Source organism: uncultured Sulfitobacter sp., from assembly GCF_947502895.1.
In the GTDB taxonomy this organism is placed as follows: Bacteria; Pseudomonadota; Alphaproteobacteria; order Rhodobacterales; family Rhodobacteraceae; genus Sulfitobacter.
Window position 1 is genome coordinate 319,077 of record NZ_CANNBM010000004.1, and the last position, 15,909, is coordinate 334,985.

Here is a 15,909-nt window from a genome sequence, read left to right on the forward strand (position 1 = left end):
TACAACAGTATGCTAGGTCGCGGCTTGCGCCTGTGTTGTCGCAAATGCTTCAGTAATTCTGCACCCGTCTGCCAAAGATAAAGCAGAAAACCCATCCAGCCCGCCAAGATAAAGGGAAGCCCATGTCTGACGAAGACGAAATCATCCTGTCGGAACTCGACGATGAAGAACTTGTCCAGCAAATGTTCGACGACCTCTATGATGGTCTCAAAGAAGAGATCGAAGAAGGGGTCAACATCCTGATCGCGCGCGGTTGGGCACCTTATGACGTGCTAACCAAAGCACTGGTCGGTGGTATGACGATCGTTGGCGCCGACTTCCGCGATGGTATCCTGTTTGTACCCGAAGTGTTGCTGGCCGCCAATGCAATGAAGGGTGGCATGTTTATCCTGAAACCGCTGCTCGCCGAGACAGGCGCACCGCGTGTTGGCAAAATGGTCATCGGCACCGTCAAAGGCGATATTCACGACATCGGCAAAAACCTCGTCTCAATGATGATGGAAGGTGCGGGTTTCGAAGTGGTTGACCTGGGCATCAACAACCCTGTCGAGGCATATCTGGAAGCACTTGAAAAAGAAGGCCCTGACATCCTCGGCATGTCCGCCCTTCTGACCACCACCATGCCCTACATGAAGGTCGTCATCGACACCATGGTCGAGCAGGGCATCCGCGATGACTATATCGTGCTGGTGGGCGGCGCACCGCTCAACGAAGAATTTGGCAAAGCAATCGGCGCTGATGCCTATTGCCGTGACGCAGCCGTAGCGGTCGAAACCGCGAAAGAATGGGTCGGACGCAAACACAACAGCGTCAACGCCTGATTGGCCAAATACCAGCATCTTCAAGGCCCTGCATCTGCGGGGCCTTTTTTCTTGCCTCCACAACCCTTATCTTGATTTCAAGAAGTAGGAGAAACACCTTGCCCGCACTTACATTCGTTATCCTGATCCTTTCAGTCATCGTCGCGGGTGGGGTAACCGTTTGGCTAGTCTCCAATGGCGGCGCTGCGGTTATGGTCGCCGCCCTGCCCGCCTTTATGATTGCTGCAGTAGCGCTTAAGGTGCTGCGCAAGTGAGCGTTGATGACGTCCAGCTCACCAAAGAAGGACTGCCGTTGGCAGTTACGCGCGGCAAAGTCCTGATCATAGCCTGTGGTGCATTGGCACGCGAAATTCTCGATCTCAAAGCCGCAAACGACTGGACCCATCTCGATCTGACCTGTTTGCCCGCCAACTATCACCTCTACCCCGAAAAAATTACAGATGCAGTGCGCGAAACGGTCGCCAAACATCGCAGCTCTTACCAGACAGTCTTTGTCGCGTACGCCGACTGCGGTACTGGTGGATTGCTACAGGCAGCCTGTGCCGAACTGGGCGTCGAGATGATCGCAGGTCCACATTGTTATAGCTTCTTCGAGGGCAATGACCGCTTCGCCAAAACCAGCGAGGACGAAATCACAACCTTTTACCTTACTGATTTTCTGGTGCGCCAGTTTGATGCGTTTATCATCAAACCTATGGGCCTCGACCGCCACCCAGAACTGCGCGATATGTATTTTGGAAACTACGAAAAGCTGGTGTACCAAGCACAGACAGACGATGCTGCGCTCACCGAAAAAGCCCGCGCCTGCGCAGACCGACTAGGCCTCGCGTTCGAACGGCGCTTGACGGGCTACGGCGATTTGAAAAACGCATTGTCCGTGCTCTAATCAACCGCCCGTGACACCTATTTTTCTTGGCCCCAAATCCTCCGGGGGAATTGGCCTATGGCCAAGGGGGCAGCGCCCCTCAACCATTTCAGCCTGCACGCGCGGCCGTTTCGCGCACCCGCTCGATCATGGCACGCAATCCGTTAGACCGCTGTGCAGACAAGTGATCGTTCAGCCCCAAACGGCCCAGCTGTGCAGCAGCATCCACCGATAGCGCCTCTTGCGGTGTCAGACCGTTGTATAAGGTGCGCAGCACTGCAATCAGACCCGATACAATCATCGCATCCGACGCGCCATCAAAATGCAATTTGCCGTTTTGCATTTCGGCATGCAACCATACCTGGCTCGCGCACCCGTCCACCTTTGTCGCAGGTACGCGCAGCGCTTCATCCAATGCGTCCATCGCTTTGCCCTGATCAATCACATGACGATACCGATCTTCCCAATCATCCAGAAATTCGAAATCCTCGACCAGTTCATCAAATTGCGCCGTAGCCATTGCACGCTCCTGCATGTTGTTCTCGTCTTGAGGTAGGACGAAGTGTGGCAAACGTCCAGCCCTCGCCCCCGCATAGACTGCGCCCCTTCCCAAGCGCGCGGGTATGGGTTAGGTCATATCAAACGGCAGTATCACTCGGCAGGTCCCATGCGCATTACTCTTTCCGCTCTCTTGATCGCGTCCCTCGCAGTTGGCGCTTGCGGCATCGTCCGCGATAGTGCGCTAAACCCGACAAACTGGTTTGGCCGCAGCACCTCAGAACCGATCGAAACGGTCGATGCCAAACCCGTAAACCCGCTGATCCCCAAGGAAGGCGGCTTGTTCGCCCGCCGCGATAAAACGACCGACGACTACGCAGGTCAGCCCTTTGACGAGATCATTGATCTTAAGGTCGAGCGTATCCCCGGTGGCGCGATTATCCGCGCAACCGGACGCGCTGCGCGTCAGGGCATTTATGCGGTTCAGCTTACCCCTGTCGTGGAAGATGAAACACCTGTGAACGGTGTGCTGACCTACCGTCTCGAAGGCGTTACCCCTGCCCGCAACACCGCTGTCGGGACCGCACCCACGCGCGAAGTAACCGCTGCGCGCAAACTGACAGTGCAAGAGTTGCGCGGCGTCCGTAGCATCCGCGTCGAAGGGCAACGAAATGCGCGCGTTGCCCGCCGCTAGCCTCTAAGTCTAGCTAAACAGGCATTGCGCCGTGCTGACCTAAACACGCACAACCTTCACATCATTGCCCACAGCCGTCAGGGCGATTTTGCCCTCACACAGCGCCATCGCATCATTACCGAAGACTTCCAAACGCCAACCGCGCATGGCCTGCACATCACGCACTCCGGCTGCGATAGCATCCAGATCAGCAGCGTTGGCGATCAACTTGGCCGCCACACCAGCGCTTTCTGTTTTGGCCTTCAGCAAGACCCGCAGCAAATCGGCGAGCGCAGGGTTTACCTGTAACTTTTCACGCGTACGGTCTGGGGCTGGCAAATCATCATTGGCGCAGGCCAGACCCGCCGCCACTGCTTTTAGAATACCGTCCGCAATGTCTCCCTTGCGCGCATCGCGCAACAGCAGGCGCGCACGGCCCAATTCCTCGTGGTTTTTGGGCTTGTTCGACGCCAGCTCAACCATGGCATCATCTTTGTAGACCCGGTTGCGCGGAATGTTACGCTCTTGCGCATAAGATTCGCGGAAGGCTGCCAGTTCCCGCACGATCGCCAAAAAACGGGCCGAATTGGTGCGCGTCTTTACCCGCCGCCATGCCTCGCGCGGTGCGGTAATATAGGTATCGGGGTTGGTCAGGACTTTCAATTCTTCCTCAACCCATTTGTGCCGCCCCGACTCTTCCAGCTTGGCGGCCAGAAATTCATAGATTTGGCGCAGATGCGTAACGTCTGCCAAGGCATAGGTCTTTTGCGCATCGCTCAGCGGGCGGCGCGACCAGTCAGTAAAGCGGGACGTTTTATCCACGCCTTCTTTCGCAATCTTGCGCACCAGTGTCTCATAGCCGACCTGCTCACCAAAGCCGCACACCATAGCGGCCACCTGAGTGTCGAACAGCGGCTCGGGAAAAACCTGCGCGTCAACGTAAAAAATCTCCAGATCCTGACGCGCCGCGTGGAATACTTTGACCACCGAGGTGTCGCGAAACAGCTCATACAGCGGCTCCATCGACATACCAGCGGCCAACGGATCCACCAGAACCGCACCGCTGTCATCCGTGCCGGGCATCGCCAGCTGAACAAGGCACAGCTTTGAATAGTAGGTCCGCTCGCGCAGGAATTCGGTATCAACAGTAACAAAGGGATGTGTAGCGGCCTCTGCGCAATAGGTTGCCAGCTCGTCCGTGGTGGAGATCGTACGCATAGATGCAAATTCCTCAGGCTTTGACTAGCGGTACAGCCTCTGCGAGGATTTGACCAGTCAGCTTTGCAAAATCAACGGTGTCCGGTCGCCAGAGGCAAAGCGGCGCAGCACTGCGGGGTATAGCCGATGTTCCTGTACCAACACCCGCGCCGCAAGAGTTTCCGGAGTGTCATCGGGCCGCACATCTATCTGCGCCTGCCCCAATATCGGACCATCATCAAGCGCCGCGGTAACCTCATGTACAGTGCAGCCATGCAGCACATCGCCAGCTTCCAATGCACGGGCATGCGTGTGCAAGCCCTTGTATTTTGGCAGCAAGGATGGATGGATATTTATCATGCTTCCTGCCCAGTTCTCCATAAATCCGGCGGTCAGAATACGCATGAACCCTGCGAGGCAGATCATATCCGGCGCAAAGGGCTTCAATGCAGCCTCGATGGCGCTCTCAAACCCTGCGCGGTCCGCACCATAAGGACGGTGATCAACGACCACGGTAGGCACGCCTCGCTCTGCCGCATGAACCAACCCTCCTGCGTCGGCCCTGTTGGCCAATACAACCGCAGGCACGGCAGCATGCCCTTCGCGCGCCATATCATCCAACAGCGCCACCATGTTAGAGCCGCCTCCGGAAATAAAGACCGCCACTCGCATCATCAGACGAGGCTGCCCTCGTAGTGCACACCACTCTCGTCCGATACAGTGCCAAGAGTATAGACAGTCTCTCCCATATCAGAGAGCAGCTTTGTCGCCGCTTCTGCCTGATCCGCAGGAACGACAACAATCATACCGATGCCCGCATTGAAGGTTTTCAGCAATTCAGGTTCTTCCATCCCGCCGTGGGCTGTCAGCCAACGAAACACTGGCGGCAATTCCCACGCATTCAAGTCAATGCGCGCACCCAGACCTTCAGGTAAAACCCGCGGCAGGTTTTCTGTAAGTCCACCACCGGTGATATGAGCCAGCGCATGCACCATCCCTGCCTGCGCCGCAGCCAAGGCTGACTTTACGTACAACCGCGTTGGCGTCAGCAATGCCTCCCCCAAAGTACCAGCATCCCATGGACATGGATCATCCCACCGCAGTCCCGATTGCTCGACAATTACGCGGACAAGGCTGTACCCGTTCGAGTGGACACCGTCGCTGCCCAAACCCAGCAACACATCCCCAACTGCCACATCACGGGGTAAGGTGCCGCCCCGCTCCATCGCGCCAACGCTAAAGCCAGCCAGATCAAAATCACCCTCGGGATACATGCCCGGCATTTCTGCAGTCTCACCACCGATCAGCGCACAGCCCGACAGCTCGCAGCCCTTGGCAATGCCTTCAATAATGCGCGCAGCAACATCGAGTTCAAGTTTCCCAGTGGCAAAGTAGTCAAGGAAAAACAGCGGCTCCGCGCCCTGACAGACCAGATCATTGACACACATCGCCACCAGATCAATGCCAACACCGTCTACGTTTCCCGTATCAATTGCGATCCGCAGCTTCGTACCAACGCCATCTGTCGCAGCAACCAACACAGGGTCATCGTAGCCTGCCGCCTTAAGATCGAACAACGCGCCAAAGCCACCCAGCCCGGACATCACGCCGGGGCGCACCGTCCGCTTGGCCGCAGGCTTGATGCGCTCAACCAAGGCATTGCCCGCATCGATATCCACGCCCGCATCGGCGTAAGTGATCCCGTTTTGTCGCTCGCTCATTTCCAAACGCCTCTGTATGCAAAAAACTATTGCTTGCGACCTAAATCATATCGTCAAAAGTCGCAACGCAAACCCTTGACGAAACCGCTGCCGCACAATACCCACAGCGTCGGCGGGCCTGTAGCTCAACTGGTTAGAGCAGAGCGCTCATAACGCTTTGGTTGCGGGTTCAAGTCCTGCCGGGCCTACCAAATACCGCCATATACAGTTGAGAGGTGACTGCCGTCGCAGGTTTGCTTCTTTATTTTTCCCTTAAACTCAATCCCGTCCGCGCAATCAGGTCAGGCAGTGGTTTGTGAAACTCAAGATCTGAAAAGATTCGCAGATATGGCCCCCGCAACCAAAAGAAACGGGAGCGCCTGAACGCTCCCTTTTTGGCATTTCATTCGAACTCTACACCTGTTCAATCCATGATCAGCTGGAAATCCACGCGGCTTTTCGGCAGCCCAGGCTGGTTAGGCACAGTCACGGAATAAGACGGTGCGCCGATCAGTATCGTTTCACTCTCAAAGCCTGCTGATACGAGTGATCCCATCAACACAAGCGCACGAAGTCGGCCAGTCTCGACGCTCTCGCGTGTGCCCAAATCGTCAGAGTGTTGACCAACAAGGCGCAGACGTGCGCCCTCACATTGCGCTGCCGCACTCGCCAATTCAAACACAACGTCCAACTCACTCGGCGAAACGGTGATAGCACGCGGCGCATAGATCAGACGGCTTTGCTCGACTTTTCGCTCAAGCGCGCGCACGCAGTCAGACGGCTCTGTGCGCCAAGCGGCGGGCGCAAAGGTCGACGAAGCACTGGCCGTCTTCACCGCTTTAACAATGGCGAACTCCACGCGCCGGTCATAGTAGGCTGCGCCCTTAGGCCCCTCTATGCCTGATGGTTGTGCATCGCCGCGACCGACTGCTATGAAGTTACTTGTGTCGATCCCGCCGGATGCCAAGCGGTTTATGACTGCCTGCGCGCGCTGCTTGCTAAGCCTCAGGTTTACGTCACTGTTCCCCGAAGGATCTGAATGGCCCTCGACCTGCACCGTGTATTCTTTGCAGTTATGGGCCAACTGACCGATCACCCGAGCTTTGATCAGGCCATTGGCCTCGGCAGTCAAACCGCCAGCAGGAAAATAGATGCGGGTGCCAGCAGCCAATGCGCGCAGGTCTTCACCACAGGAATCATCCGATGCCAGATTGGCCTGCGCATTGGCAAAAAACTCTGCCGCTGAGCCGGAACTGACTGGTGTCGGCGCGGTAACCGGCTCGGCCAACGGCGTAATGGGTTCGGGAGCCTCAAGCAGCGGCAGCGGCGCGTTTCGTGTGACAGCCACGAGATTCTCTGCGATCTCTTGCGCGGCAGTTTCCGAGACATCCGGCACAGCGGCCGTGCTGGTCAATTCACCTTGCGTGGCTGCGCCTACCAAAGCGTTCAGATCATCCCAACGGCGCTGTTCCGCAATTTGCGCTTGTGCCACATCTTCGGCGGATGGCACGTTGTTTTTCGCTTCTTTGTTTATCAACCACGTCGTCCCTAAAAAGGACGCGGACAAAACGATCGCTGCCGTGGGCGCCAACCACGGTAAATTCTTTATCAGTGCCTGCATTGCTCGACTAATCCCCACCAAGTCTTGTTATACTCTTCACCCAATCGGCAGGATTTAGCCGACTAAGGCCTATATAGGCGAGTTCACCTCTTAGACGTCAACCTGTGGTGGTGTGGATTTTTTAATCGCTAAAACTATCGTTTTTAAAAGTTGAATAGTTTCAGCCTCTAGACTGGCAAAGCTGTCATACATGACCTAGCGTCAATCAGGTGTTTTTCGCAACAATTAGCTGCGTGTCGGGCTGACGTACCAATTAACCATCATTTCCACGACGGTTTCGTCCACCGAATCCCTGATATCAATTGCGACCTCAAAGGCGACTTTGCCCTCTGCCTCAATCTCTGCCATCAGTTCAGGACCACTGCGCGAGGTTCTGGCCGTTGCGGTCAGCGTGCCTTGCGCAAATTTGCGGTAGGTAATCTCGGCCATGGCCGCGACAGGGCGCATCTGCAGAATCACAGGTGCGAGCGCACCTGCTACCGCAGCGCCCGATGCCGTCTCTCCCAGTGTGAACATGGCCCCTGCGTGCTGCCCCTTGATGTGGTTTTCAGTTTCGCTTCGCTGGTCAAGCCGCGCAGTAGCGATCCCGTCTCCGACCTCAATCAGTTCAACACCTGTGTGGGTAGCATAGGGCACCGATTGACCCAGATGCGCTTTGATCATTTCATACGGATCCACGGCCAACTCTCCCACAGTGCGCGTTGCGGATAGATTTGCATTTTTGCAGGGGGCAAATCAATCTTGCCCCAAGGTCAACGCGCGATCACGATATCAGCCCGCAAACCGCCCAAACGCTCTGATTCTCCAAGACGCAAAACCCCGCCATGGCTGCGGGCCACATCAACAGCAATCGCCAACCCCAGACCGACCCCGCCTCCTTTGTCCTGATTGCGTGAAGGGTCCAGCCGCGTGAAAGGTTTGGTAGCCTGTTCACGCTTGTCTTGGGGTATCCCGGGACCGTCGTCTTCAACCCTGATGCGCAGGGTTTTCTCGCTCATCATCACCGAAACCTCTGCGCGCGCACCATACCGCACGCCGTTCGAGATCAGATTGTCGATAGCGCGGCGCATGGCCCCCTCTCGAAGCAGCACCGTGCCCTGCCCCTCACCCTCGCGCAGCATAAGTGTCACGTCCCGCCCCGCACGCTGTGCATCTTCTATAATATCCGTCACCATAGCAAAGGGATCGACGGGTTCAGGCTCTCCTTCGGCGGCACCTTTGGCAAAATCAAGAAATTCGTCCAGCATCCCCTGCATATCGGCCACATCCCGCAAGAGCGGCTCTGCCTCATCCTCGTCCAGCATCGCCAACCCCAAGCGTAGCCGCGTGAGCGGTGTGCGCAAATCATGGCTCACGCCGGACAGCATCAGAGTGCGTTGCTCGATATGCCGCTCGATCCGGTGACGCATGTCGACAAAGGCACTGCCCGCAGCGCGCAGCTCAACCGCACCTGCGGGGGTGTACGGGATGTGGCGCCCACGGCCAAAGGCTTCGGCGGCACGGGCCAGACGCTTGATTGGTCGCAGCTGGTTTCGCAGATAGATAATGGCGATCAACGTCATCAGAAAACCGAAAGCGATCGTGTAGACAAACATCTGATGCGGATTCGACGCTGAAATCCGCTTGCGATCAAATTCAATCTGCACCAGTCCATGCCGTGTCTGCACAAATACCAGAACTTCGCCCCCCGTCACCAGATCAACAGCAACAAAACCTGTCATCCGCTCGGACATACGTTGGGTCAGAACGCGGCCTGAATAGTCGTACCAGCGCCGCAGATTCCGCGCCTGCTCGGGCGCCGCTTTTCTTACATCAATGGCCAGTGGCTGCAGTTCCTGCGCCACTGCCGCGCGGCCTTGCGCAAGGTCCGGCGCTTTGTCGACGGTCTGCACGACCAAGGCCAGCTCGCGCAGCATTGTATCGGTCATCTGATGCGTTACGCCCTCGAAATGGCGCTGAGCAAAAATAACGGTCACGACCAATTGCAAAAACACCACCGGCAGCAACAAGATAAGTGCGGCGCGGCCATAAATTCCGCGTGGCATATAGTGTTTGAGCAAATTCCATGACATCCCTGAAGCCTAGAGCGTCCCCCCGCCAAGCGAAAGGTCAAACGATGCAAGCTCCTGACGACTTCGACCCGCCTATCGGCATACCGCAGCTTCTGGAACCCGCGGTGCGGCGTATCACAGCGCCCAATCCGTCACCCATGACCTATCGCGGGACAAATACCTATATTGTTGGCGAAACGGCGTTGGCTGTTATTGACCCCGGCCCCGACAGCCCCGAGCATCTAGAGGCCATCATGGCGGCTGTACAACCAGGCCAGCATGTCAGCCATATCATCGTCACACATACACACCTTGACCACTCGCCACTCGCGCGGGCCTTGGGGCTGCGCACAGGCGCGCCAATTCTGGCTTTTGGCGATGCGCTTGCAGGCCGGTCAGCGGCGATGCATCTGCTTGCGGCTGGTGGGACGATTGGCGGCGGTGAAGGCATCGATATCGCGTTCAAACCAGACGTGATTTTGCGTGATGGAGACGCGATCAAAGGTGACGGGTGGCAGTTGGACGTGATCCATACCCCCGGTCATCTCGGCAATCACATCTGTCTGGCGCTAGGAAATGCGTGTTTTACAGCCGATCATGTCATGGGCTGGGCATCCTCGCTTGTGTCGCCACCCGATGGCGATCTGAGCGACTTTATGGCCTCCTGCGCGCGTCTCCAACAGCGCGAATGGCGGGTTTTCTATCCGGGTCATGGCGGCGCAATTGATGCGCCCGCAGCACGTCTTGACTGGCTGGTCACACATCGCCGCGCCCGCGAAACCTCTATTCTCGAGCTGTTGGGCCGAGGCCCGTCAGACGCAGCCACGCTTGCCGCTGAAATCTACGTCGACACTCCTCCCGCACTGTTGGGTGCTGCAACGCGCAATGTCCTCGCCCACCTGATCGACCTGCAGGGCCGTGGCCTGGCAACATACGACACCCCCCTCACGGAAACGACGGTTTTCAAGCCTGTATAGGGCATCGAAAATTTTTCCTGAATTCGCATCAAAACCCCCTAGACGCGCTGAATCACCGCCGCTATACGATGCAAACCGTTCCGGCGTAGCTCAGCGGTAGAGCAGTTGACTGTTAATCAATTGGTCGTAGGTTCGATCCCTACCGCCGGAGCCATTTTACCCAAGATGTAGAATGGCATGCACACTTTTGACGGGGTGTGACCTTACAAGCTTTTTGATCGCTGTTTGATCCCTTACGCAATTGTTTTGTTCAGCGCATGTATTGATCTGTTTTTCATTCGCATTTGCCCGAAAGAAAGCAATGGCAGGTCGCGTGATGTAGATCTGTCTTGCGGTTTGATGGCCTAGCACAGGCAAAGGCTCTTTCGATCAAATAGCTGGCGCGTTATTCAAGAGCCGACCTCCTTTACCCACCAGAACCGCTCAAACCCGAAAACCAAGACCCAAATCAGTTGGGACGTTGCCACACGACAACGCAATACTTGCGCGTGATGGCTGTTTTGATGTTCCATGGGGCAGTGACGTGTAAGGATTTCCCATGAGGCCCGCGCCCTATCTTGAGCCGACCAATCTGCGCGGGCGCATAAACCGCCCGCAGCCAAAAGGTCTGCCTGTAATAAATGTGGGTTTCAACGAACTACCCTATCCGCCATTGGAAAGTGTTCTTCAGGCAATAGAAACAGCCGCAAAACAGGGCCAGTCCTATGGCAGCCCCCACTGCGACGCGTTGCGCGATGCACTTGCGTCGCGAAATGGCATTGACGCAGAGCAGATCGTTTGCGGAAACGGCTCGGAAGAGCTTTTGGACGTCGTTGCGCGGTGTTTTGCCCGAACAGGGGATGAAATCCTCATTTCCCAATACGGCTATATTCAATTTGAACTCACGACAAAGCGTGTGGGTGCCACGCTGGTCAAAGCGCCAGAGGTGGCGTTTACGTCCAGCGTAGATGCGCTGCTGGCTGCCGTCACACCAAAGACGCGGGTTGTATTTCTGGCCAACCCCAACAACCCCACAGGCACGCTGATCCCTGTACCCGAACTGCACCGCCTGGCCGATGGCCTGCCGCGCCATGTCATTCTTGTACTGGATCTGGCTTATGGCGAATTTGCTGTCGAGGGGTACTGCGCGGACGTTCACCGGCTGGTGGACGCGCATGAAAATGTGATCATCACACGCACCTTTTCCAAAGCATATGGCCTTGCTGGATTGCGCGCAGGCTGGTGCCACGCATCCGCTTGGATGATCCCGATCCTGTATGCCGCGCGGGGGATGGGAACAGTAAATGCACTGGCTCAGGCCGCCGCAAACGCCGTTCTAGCAGAGCAGGAGCAGGTGGACGCCCGTGTTGCAACGATCATATCCGAACGCACGCGCATCGCAGGTGCCTTGGGGCAATTGGGGCTAGAGGTCGTACCAAGCCATGCGAACTTCCTCATGGCACGCATACGGGATGCATCGCCCCAGACGACAGAGAAACTGGTCGAGCATCTGTTTGATCAAGAAGGTTTTATCGTCAACCGCACCCGTGAGCAGGGTCTGGAGCCGTTTTTCCGGTTTTCGCTGCACTTGCCCGAAAACAACGACCGTCTCGTTGATTGCATTCGCAGCTTTCAGGATGCCCGGCAGGTAGACCCGTAAGGCGTTAACCCTTAACAGGCATCTTGTCCAAATGGCGCAACATTGCGGCAAACGCGCCAATACGCTCTTTTTGATAGGCTGCCACGTCCATACCCTCATACGTCATAAACCCTTCGCCATCACGCAGGCCGTTTCGGTTATTCGCCATGTTTTGTTGCACAATCTTCGGCGCTTCAAAGCGGTCTTGGCCCGTGGCATCCGACATATAGCGGCTGGCATAGAACAGGATATCGCCTCCGCCCCAATCAATAAACTCTAGCAGGCCAAGGACAGCGAACCGAAAGCCGAACCCGTATTTGGTTGCCTTATCAATATCTTCCGCACTGGCGACCCCTTCTTCGACCAGACGCGCTGCCTCGTTCATTGCCAGCGCTTGTATGCGCGGCACGATATAGCCGGGGCTGGCAGCACAAACGACAGGCACTTTCCCGATCCGCTCCAGCAGCGCCTTGAGTGTCCGGGTTGTCTGCGGCGCAGTCTGCTCCGCAGGCGAGACCTCGACCAGCGGAACAAGATAGGCGGGGTTGAGCCAATGGGCGTTCAGGAAACGCTTGGGATGGGTAACAAACCCCTGCAAATCATTGGACAGGATTGTCGAGGTCGTCGAGGCGATGATCGCCTCCTCATCCGCGTAGCGACATATAGTGGCAAAGGCTTCGCGTTTGGCTTCCAATGTCTCGGGCACCCCCTCGAAGATGACGGGTACCCCATCAAGGGCAGATTCCATCCGGATCAATGGATAGCACTGCACACGGGCCGCCACGCCTTCAATTTCATGTTCTTCCAACAGACCAAAGCCCGCCAGCAGCCCCAGTGCCGATCTGATCTCGCTCAGTGCAGCCGTTTGCAGGGTCTCAAACTCGGCGGCACTGCGCGGCTTGGCATCCACAAGCCGTACGTGATGGCCAGAATATGCAAAAGCAATAGCCATACCGCGCCCCATGCGCCCCGCCCCGACGGCTGCAATAATCTCTTTATCGCTCATGTTATGCACCGTCCCGCAACACTGTTTGCAGCTGTCCTACACCCATATCGGCAAGTCCCAGCGTCTCTAGCGTGCGGCCTGACTGGCGAAAATCATCGTCACAAATGGCCGACCCTAGCGCAAGAAGCCCTGTTGCAGTCGGAGCGGCAACCCCCACCCAATCGGCAACCGACACCAGAAAAGCAAGGCCGACGGCGATATCCTCCCGCATGTAGCGATGCTCGGTCAGGACCAGATTTTCACGCCAGTCACCGCTATCGGTCAGTTTTTCATGGGCGGCATTGCCATACATCCATTCGTCAGCCGCGTTGTCGTAATGGTCGGCCAGCGGGAAATGCGGCCCGCCATAGCCCAAGGCCTCGCGCAGGGCCATCCGCTCGGAATCCAGCCGCGTTGTTACGCGGCGAATAGCAGGCTGGGTGCCCTCGTTGTGGATATCCCAATGATCGAAATGCTCGATCGGGCCTGCATTCATGATAATCAGCGGCGGGTGAATGATCGGACCTGCGTTCATCAGCGCGCCTGACAGGGCATCGCCCGCAGGCTCTACCGATGGGTAAGCCTGCGCCAGCACGCTGTGCGCATGATCTGCGTTGCGCATCGGATAAACACCTGTAGGCAGGCGTGTGGCACGGGTGGTAATTGCGATCGTTCCCGCGCCGTGCAAGCGCGTCAGATAGGGCAAAGTGCCTGCCTCGGCCCATGACACATCCGCACCGTTCCCAGACCTGCGCACAATATCCGCCATCATCCAGCTGCCGAAACTACCAGGCGGCAGGAATACCACCTGTCCGTCTGTCAGGTAAGGTGCCATCGCCTGCGCAATATCGGCCTGCGCGGTCGCGGGGGTCGGGCATACGATCAGCTCTGCACCTTTGACGGCCTCTTCTATCTCGCTGGTCACAACGGCAATCTGCACAGCCCGCGTGCCTGCAAAATCCTTGAGCGCGATTGTATTGTTTGCCTGCTGCAAGGCCGTTTGCGCCTGTAGGTTTCGCCGCCAGAATCGAACACGGTGGCCGTTTTCCGTCAGATCGACGGCCGCTGCTGTCGAACCATTACCGCCACCCAGTACTGCAATTTCCATAGCTTAAGCCTTCCGGTTCGACCATTGATTGTGCGTTTGCACGTATTTCCAATGTTTTTGTTGCAAATACCGCTGCGTCAAGCCTCTATATGTAAATGCATGTAAGTCGGCCTCCGCTGGCTTGCGCGTCAACAAATGATGCAGGTGCGCAAAGCATCGCACAGATGACACCGTGAACAGGGAGTATTCACATGACTTATTTCACCCGTTTTTCAAAGAAGGCGACGCTGGCGGCGGCTGGTCTGGCACTTGCTATCGCGCCCACACTGGCACATGCCGAAGATCGCGTAAGCGCCGTTCACGCATTTCCCGATTTTCTCGTCTATACAAAAACCTTCCTTGCGATGGTCGATGACATCAATGAAAGAGGCAAAGGCATTGTTCAGATCGACGTGCGCGGCGGCCCCGAAGCGATAGGCATGTTCCAGCAGCCTGCCGCTGTGCGGGACGGCGTTGTGGATATGGTCCACACTCCGGGCAGCTTTTACGGCGCCAATGTGCCCGAGATCGACGCCATGGTCGCCTCGCGCGTAACACCAATGGAGGCCCGCGCAAACGGGGGTGCTGCGCTGATGGATCAGGCGCATCAGGACCGTTTTGGCGTCAAACACATGATGTGGATTGATGGCGGCGTGAAGTTCCACATCTACATGAACTCCGAGCCGAAGTTCGACGAAAACGGCGTTCTAGACCTCACAGGAGTAAAACTGCGCGATAACCCGATCTATCACGCCTTCTTTGAAGCGATGAACGCAACCACCTCCTCCATGCCCTCCACCGAAGTGTATGCTGCGCTGGAAAAAGGTGTCGTTGACGCCGCCGCATGGACCGAGATCGGCATTCCGCAGCTGAAATGGAACGAGTTCCTGAAATACCGTGTCGATCCTACGTTCTACAGCACCGACATCGGTGTGATTTTCAATCTAGATGCGTGGAACGATCTCTCGCCAGAATCTCAGGCGCTTCTTCAGGAAGTCATGATCGAGTGGGAAGCGAAGTCCTATAATGATCGCCGTGCCGAAGTTGAGGCCGATGCAAAAGTCCTCGCAGACGGCGGCATGACATTTGTCAGCCATTCCGAAGAAGCAGGTGCCGCCTATCAAACCATGGCGGACGATGCCGCATGGGCCCGCATGTATGAGCGTATTGACGGCGGTGGCGCAGGTGCCGAAACCTACAACGCGCTGCGCAAGCACTACTTGGGCGAATAAGCTCTCCTGCACTATGGCACCACTGCACAATCCTTTGCGGTGGTGCCAACTGAAGGTATTTCTAACATGATGAGAGTTGTTGACCGGTTGTGTAATCTGCTGGCGATCTTTGCGGGCGTTTATCTGATGGCGATCATGTTTGGCATTGTGATCAGTGCATTGGCGCGCACCTTTAACCTCGCTGGCGCATGGTCGAGCCACGTTTTCACTTTTGCCGAATTCGGGCTTTTATACATTGTCATGGCCGCCTCGCCGTGGCTGGTGCGCGAACGCGGTCATGTATTCATCGAGTTGATAACCGCTGCCCTGCCACGCAGCATTCAGCGCCCTTTCAGCCGCTGTGTTTCGGCCTTGTGCGTACTGATCTGCGCGGTCTTGGTCTGGTACACATTCGGCGCAACGATGCGCGCCTACCAGTTCGGCGATGCTGAAATGCGCAGTCTGGACATGCCCAAATATCTTTTGCTGGGCGCGATGCCCATCGGCTTTGGCTTGATGGGGCTGCAGTTCTCTCGGTTTGTCTACGGCCCTGTCCTGCTTCACACAGGCGAAGCGGGCGTACATGAATAACTCTCAAACCGACG

17 protein-coding genes and 2 tRNA genes are annotated in these 15,909 nt (G+C 56.7%); 10 read left to right on the plus strand and 9 right to left on the minus strand.

Annotated features, from left to right (window positions below; translation table 11 throughout):
* Positions 1-122 precede the first annotated feature (122 nt).
* From Q0903_RS16560 to Q0903_RS16570, 3 genes are all read left to right on the plus strand, one after another.
* Positions 123-821: a B12-binding domain-containing protein gene (locus tag Q0903_RS16560; protein ID WP_299030578.1), complete on the plus strand. Its 699-nt coding sequence runs from the start codon at positions 123-125 to the stop codon at positions 819-821.
* Between the two features lie 98 nt (positions 822-919).
* Positions 920-1,075, plus strand: coding sequence for a hypothetical protein (locus Q0903_RS16565; protein WP_299030579.1), 156 nt, complete (start codon positions 920-922; stop codon positions 1,073-1,075).
* Positions 1,072-1,707: a DUF1638 domain-containing protein gene (locus tag Q0903_RS16570; RefSeq protein WP_299030580.1), complete on the plus strand. Its 636-nt coding sequence runs from the start codon at positions 1,072-1,074 to the stop codon at positions 1,705-1,707. The genes Q0903_RS16565 and Q0903_RS16570 overlap by 4 nt, the downstream gene beginning before the upstream one ends.
* An 88-nt stretch (positions 1,708-1,795) precedes the next feature.
* Here Q0903_RS16570 and Q0903_RS16575 read toward each other — a convergent pair whose 3' ends face one another.
* Positions 1,796-2,206: a SufE family protein gene (locus Q0903_RS16575; protein WP_299417150.1), complete on the minus strand. Its 411-nt coding sequence runs from the start codon at positions 2,204-2,206 to the stop codon at positions 1,796-1,798.
* A 147-nt stretch (positions 2,207-2,353) separates the two neighbouring features.
* On the opposite strand from Q0903_RS16575, the gene Q0903_RS16580 reads away from it, so the two are divergent.
* The gene (locus Q0903_RS16580) at positions 2,354-2,878 is read left to right on the plus strand and encodes a hypothetical protein (protein ID WP_299030581.1); all 525 of its coding nucleotides are present in this window, start codon (positions 2,354-2,356) and stop codon (positions 2,876-2,878) included.
* A 39-nt stretch (positions 2,879-2,917) separates the two neighbouring features.
* Here the strand turns inward: Q0903_RS16580 and rnd are convergent, their stop codons facing one another.
* The 3 genes from rnd to purM are packed head-to-tail and all read right to left on the minus strand — an operon-like array spanning position 2,918 to position 5,775.
* Positions 2,918-4,075: a ribonuclease D gene (rnd, locus tag Q0903_RS16585; RefSeq protein WP_299417152.1), complete on the minus strand. Its 1,158-nt coding sequence runs from the start codon at positions 4,073-4,075 to the stop codon at positions 2,918-2,920.
* 57 nt (positions 4,076-4,132) lie between these two features.
* Positions 4,133-4,729 carry a phosphoribosylglycinamide formyltransferase gene (gene purN, locus Q0903_RS16590; RefSeq protein ID WP_299417154.1) on the minus strand — a complete coding sequence of 199 codons (597 nt, stop codon included), beginning with the start codon at positions 4,727-4,729 and terminating at the stop codon, positions 4,133-4,135.
* Complete coding sequence (purM, locus tag Q0903_RS16595) at positions 4,729-5,775, minus strand: phosphoribosylformylglycinamidine cyclo-ligase (protein ID WP_299030584.1); 1,047 nt, start codon at positions 5,773-5,775, stop codon at positions 4,729-4,731. The genes purN and purM overlap by 1 nt, the downstream gene beginning before the upstream one ends.
* Positions 5,776-5,889: 114 nt before the next feature.
* On the opposite strand from purM, the gene Q0903_RS16600 reads away from it, so the two are divergent.
* A tRNA-Ile gene (locus Q0903_RS16600) sits at positions 5,890-5,966 on the plus strand.
* A gap of 212 nt (positions 5,967-6,178) precedes the next feature.
* On the opposite strand, the gene Q0903_RS16605 is transcribed toward Q0903_RS16600, so the two are convergent.
* The 3 genes from Q0903_RS16605 to Q0903_RS16615 form a co-directional block, all read right to left on the minus strand.
* A complete protein-coding gene (locus tag Q0903_RS16605) occupies positions 6,179-7,291 on the minus strand; it encodes an OmpA family protein (RefSeq protein WP_299417156.1) in 1,113 nt (370 codons plus the stop codon).
* Positions 7,292-7,600: 309 nt separating this feature from the next.
* Positions 7,601-8,053, minus strand: coding sequence for a DUF4442 domain-containing protein (locus Q0903_RS16610; protein ID WP_299417158.1), 453 nt, complete (start codon positions 8,051-8,053; stop codon positions 7,601-7,603).
* A gap of 74 nt (positions 8,054-8,127) precedes the next feature.
* Positions 8,128-9,447 carry an ATP-binding protein gene (locus Q0903_RS16615; RefSeq protein ID WP_299417160.1) on the minus strand — a complete coding sequence of 440 codons (1,320 nt, stop codon included), beginning with the start codon at positions 9,445-9,447 and terminating at the stop codon, positions 8,128-8,130.
* Between the two features lie 44 nt (positions 9,448-9,491).
* Here Q0903_RS16615 and Q0903_RS16620 point away from each other — a divergent pair, with 44 nt between their 5' ends.
* From Q0903_RS16620 to Q0903_RS16630, 3 genes are all read left to right on the plus strand, one after another.
* Positions 9,492-10,403: an MBL fold metallo-hydrolase gene (locus tag Q0903_RS16620; protein WP_299417162.1), complete on the plus strand. Its 912-nt coding sequence runs from the start codon at positions 9,492-9,494 to the stop codon at positions 10,401-10,403.
* Positions 10,404-10,482: 79 nt separating this feature from the next.
* Positions 10,483-10,557, plus strand: a tRNA-Asn gene (locus Q0903_RS16625).
* 384 nt (positions 10,558-10,941) lie between these two features.
* On the plus strand, positions 10,942-12,042 hold the full coding sequence (locus Q0903_RS16630) for a histidinol-phosphate transaminase (protein ID WP_299417164.1): 1,101 nt from the start codon (positions 10,942-10,944) through the stop codon (positions 12,040-12,042).
* A gap of 4 nt (positions 12,043-12,046) precedes the next feature.
* On the opposite strand, the gene Q0903_RS16635 is transcribed toward Q0903_RS16630, so the two are convergent.
* Both Q0903_RS16635 and Q0903_RS16640 read right to left on the minus strand, forming a co-directional pair.
* Positions 12,047-13,027 (minus strand): 3-hydroxybutyryl-CoA dehydrogenase, encoded by a 981-nt coding sequence (locus tag Q0903_RS16635; RefSeq protein ID WP_299417166.1) that lies wholly within the window; start codon positions 13,025-13,027, stop codon positions 12,047-12,049.
* A gap of 1 nt (position 13,028) precedes the next feature.
* Positions 13,029-14,114, minus strand: coding sequence for an NAD/NADP-dependent octopine/nopaline dehydrogenase family protein (locus Q0903_RS16640; RefSeq protein WP_299417168.1), 1,086 nt, complete (start codon positions 14,112-14,114; stop codon positions 13,029-13,031).
* A gap of 191 nt (positions 14,115-14,305) precedes the next feature.
* Between Q0903_RS16640 and dctP the strand changes: the two genes are divergently transcribed.
* Positions 14,306-15,325, plus strand: coding sequence for a TRAP transporter substrate-binding protein DctP (dctP, locus tag Q0903_RS16645; protein ID WP_299417170.1), 1,020 nt, complete (start codon positions 14,306-14,308; stop codon positions 15,323-15,325).
* 66 nt (positions 15,326-15,391) lie between these two features.
* On the plus strand, positions 15,392-15,895 hold the full coding sequence (locus Q0903_RS16650) for a TRAP transporter small permease subunit (protein ID WP_299030624.1): 504 nt from the start codon (positions 15,392-15,394) through the stop codon (positions 15,893-15,895).
* The last annotated feature ends 14 nt before the right edge of the window (positions 15,896-15,909 follow it).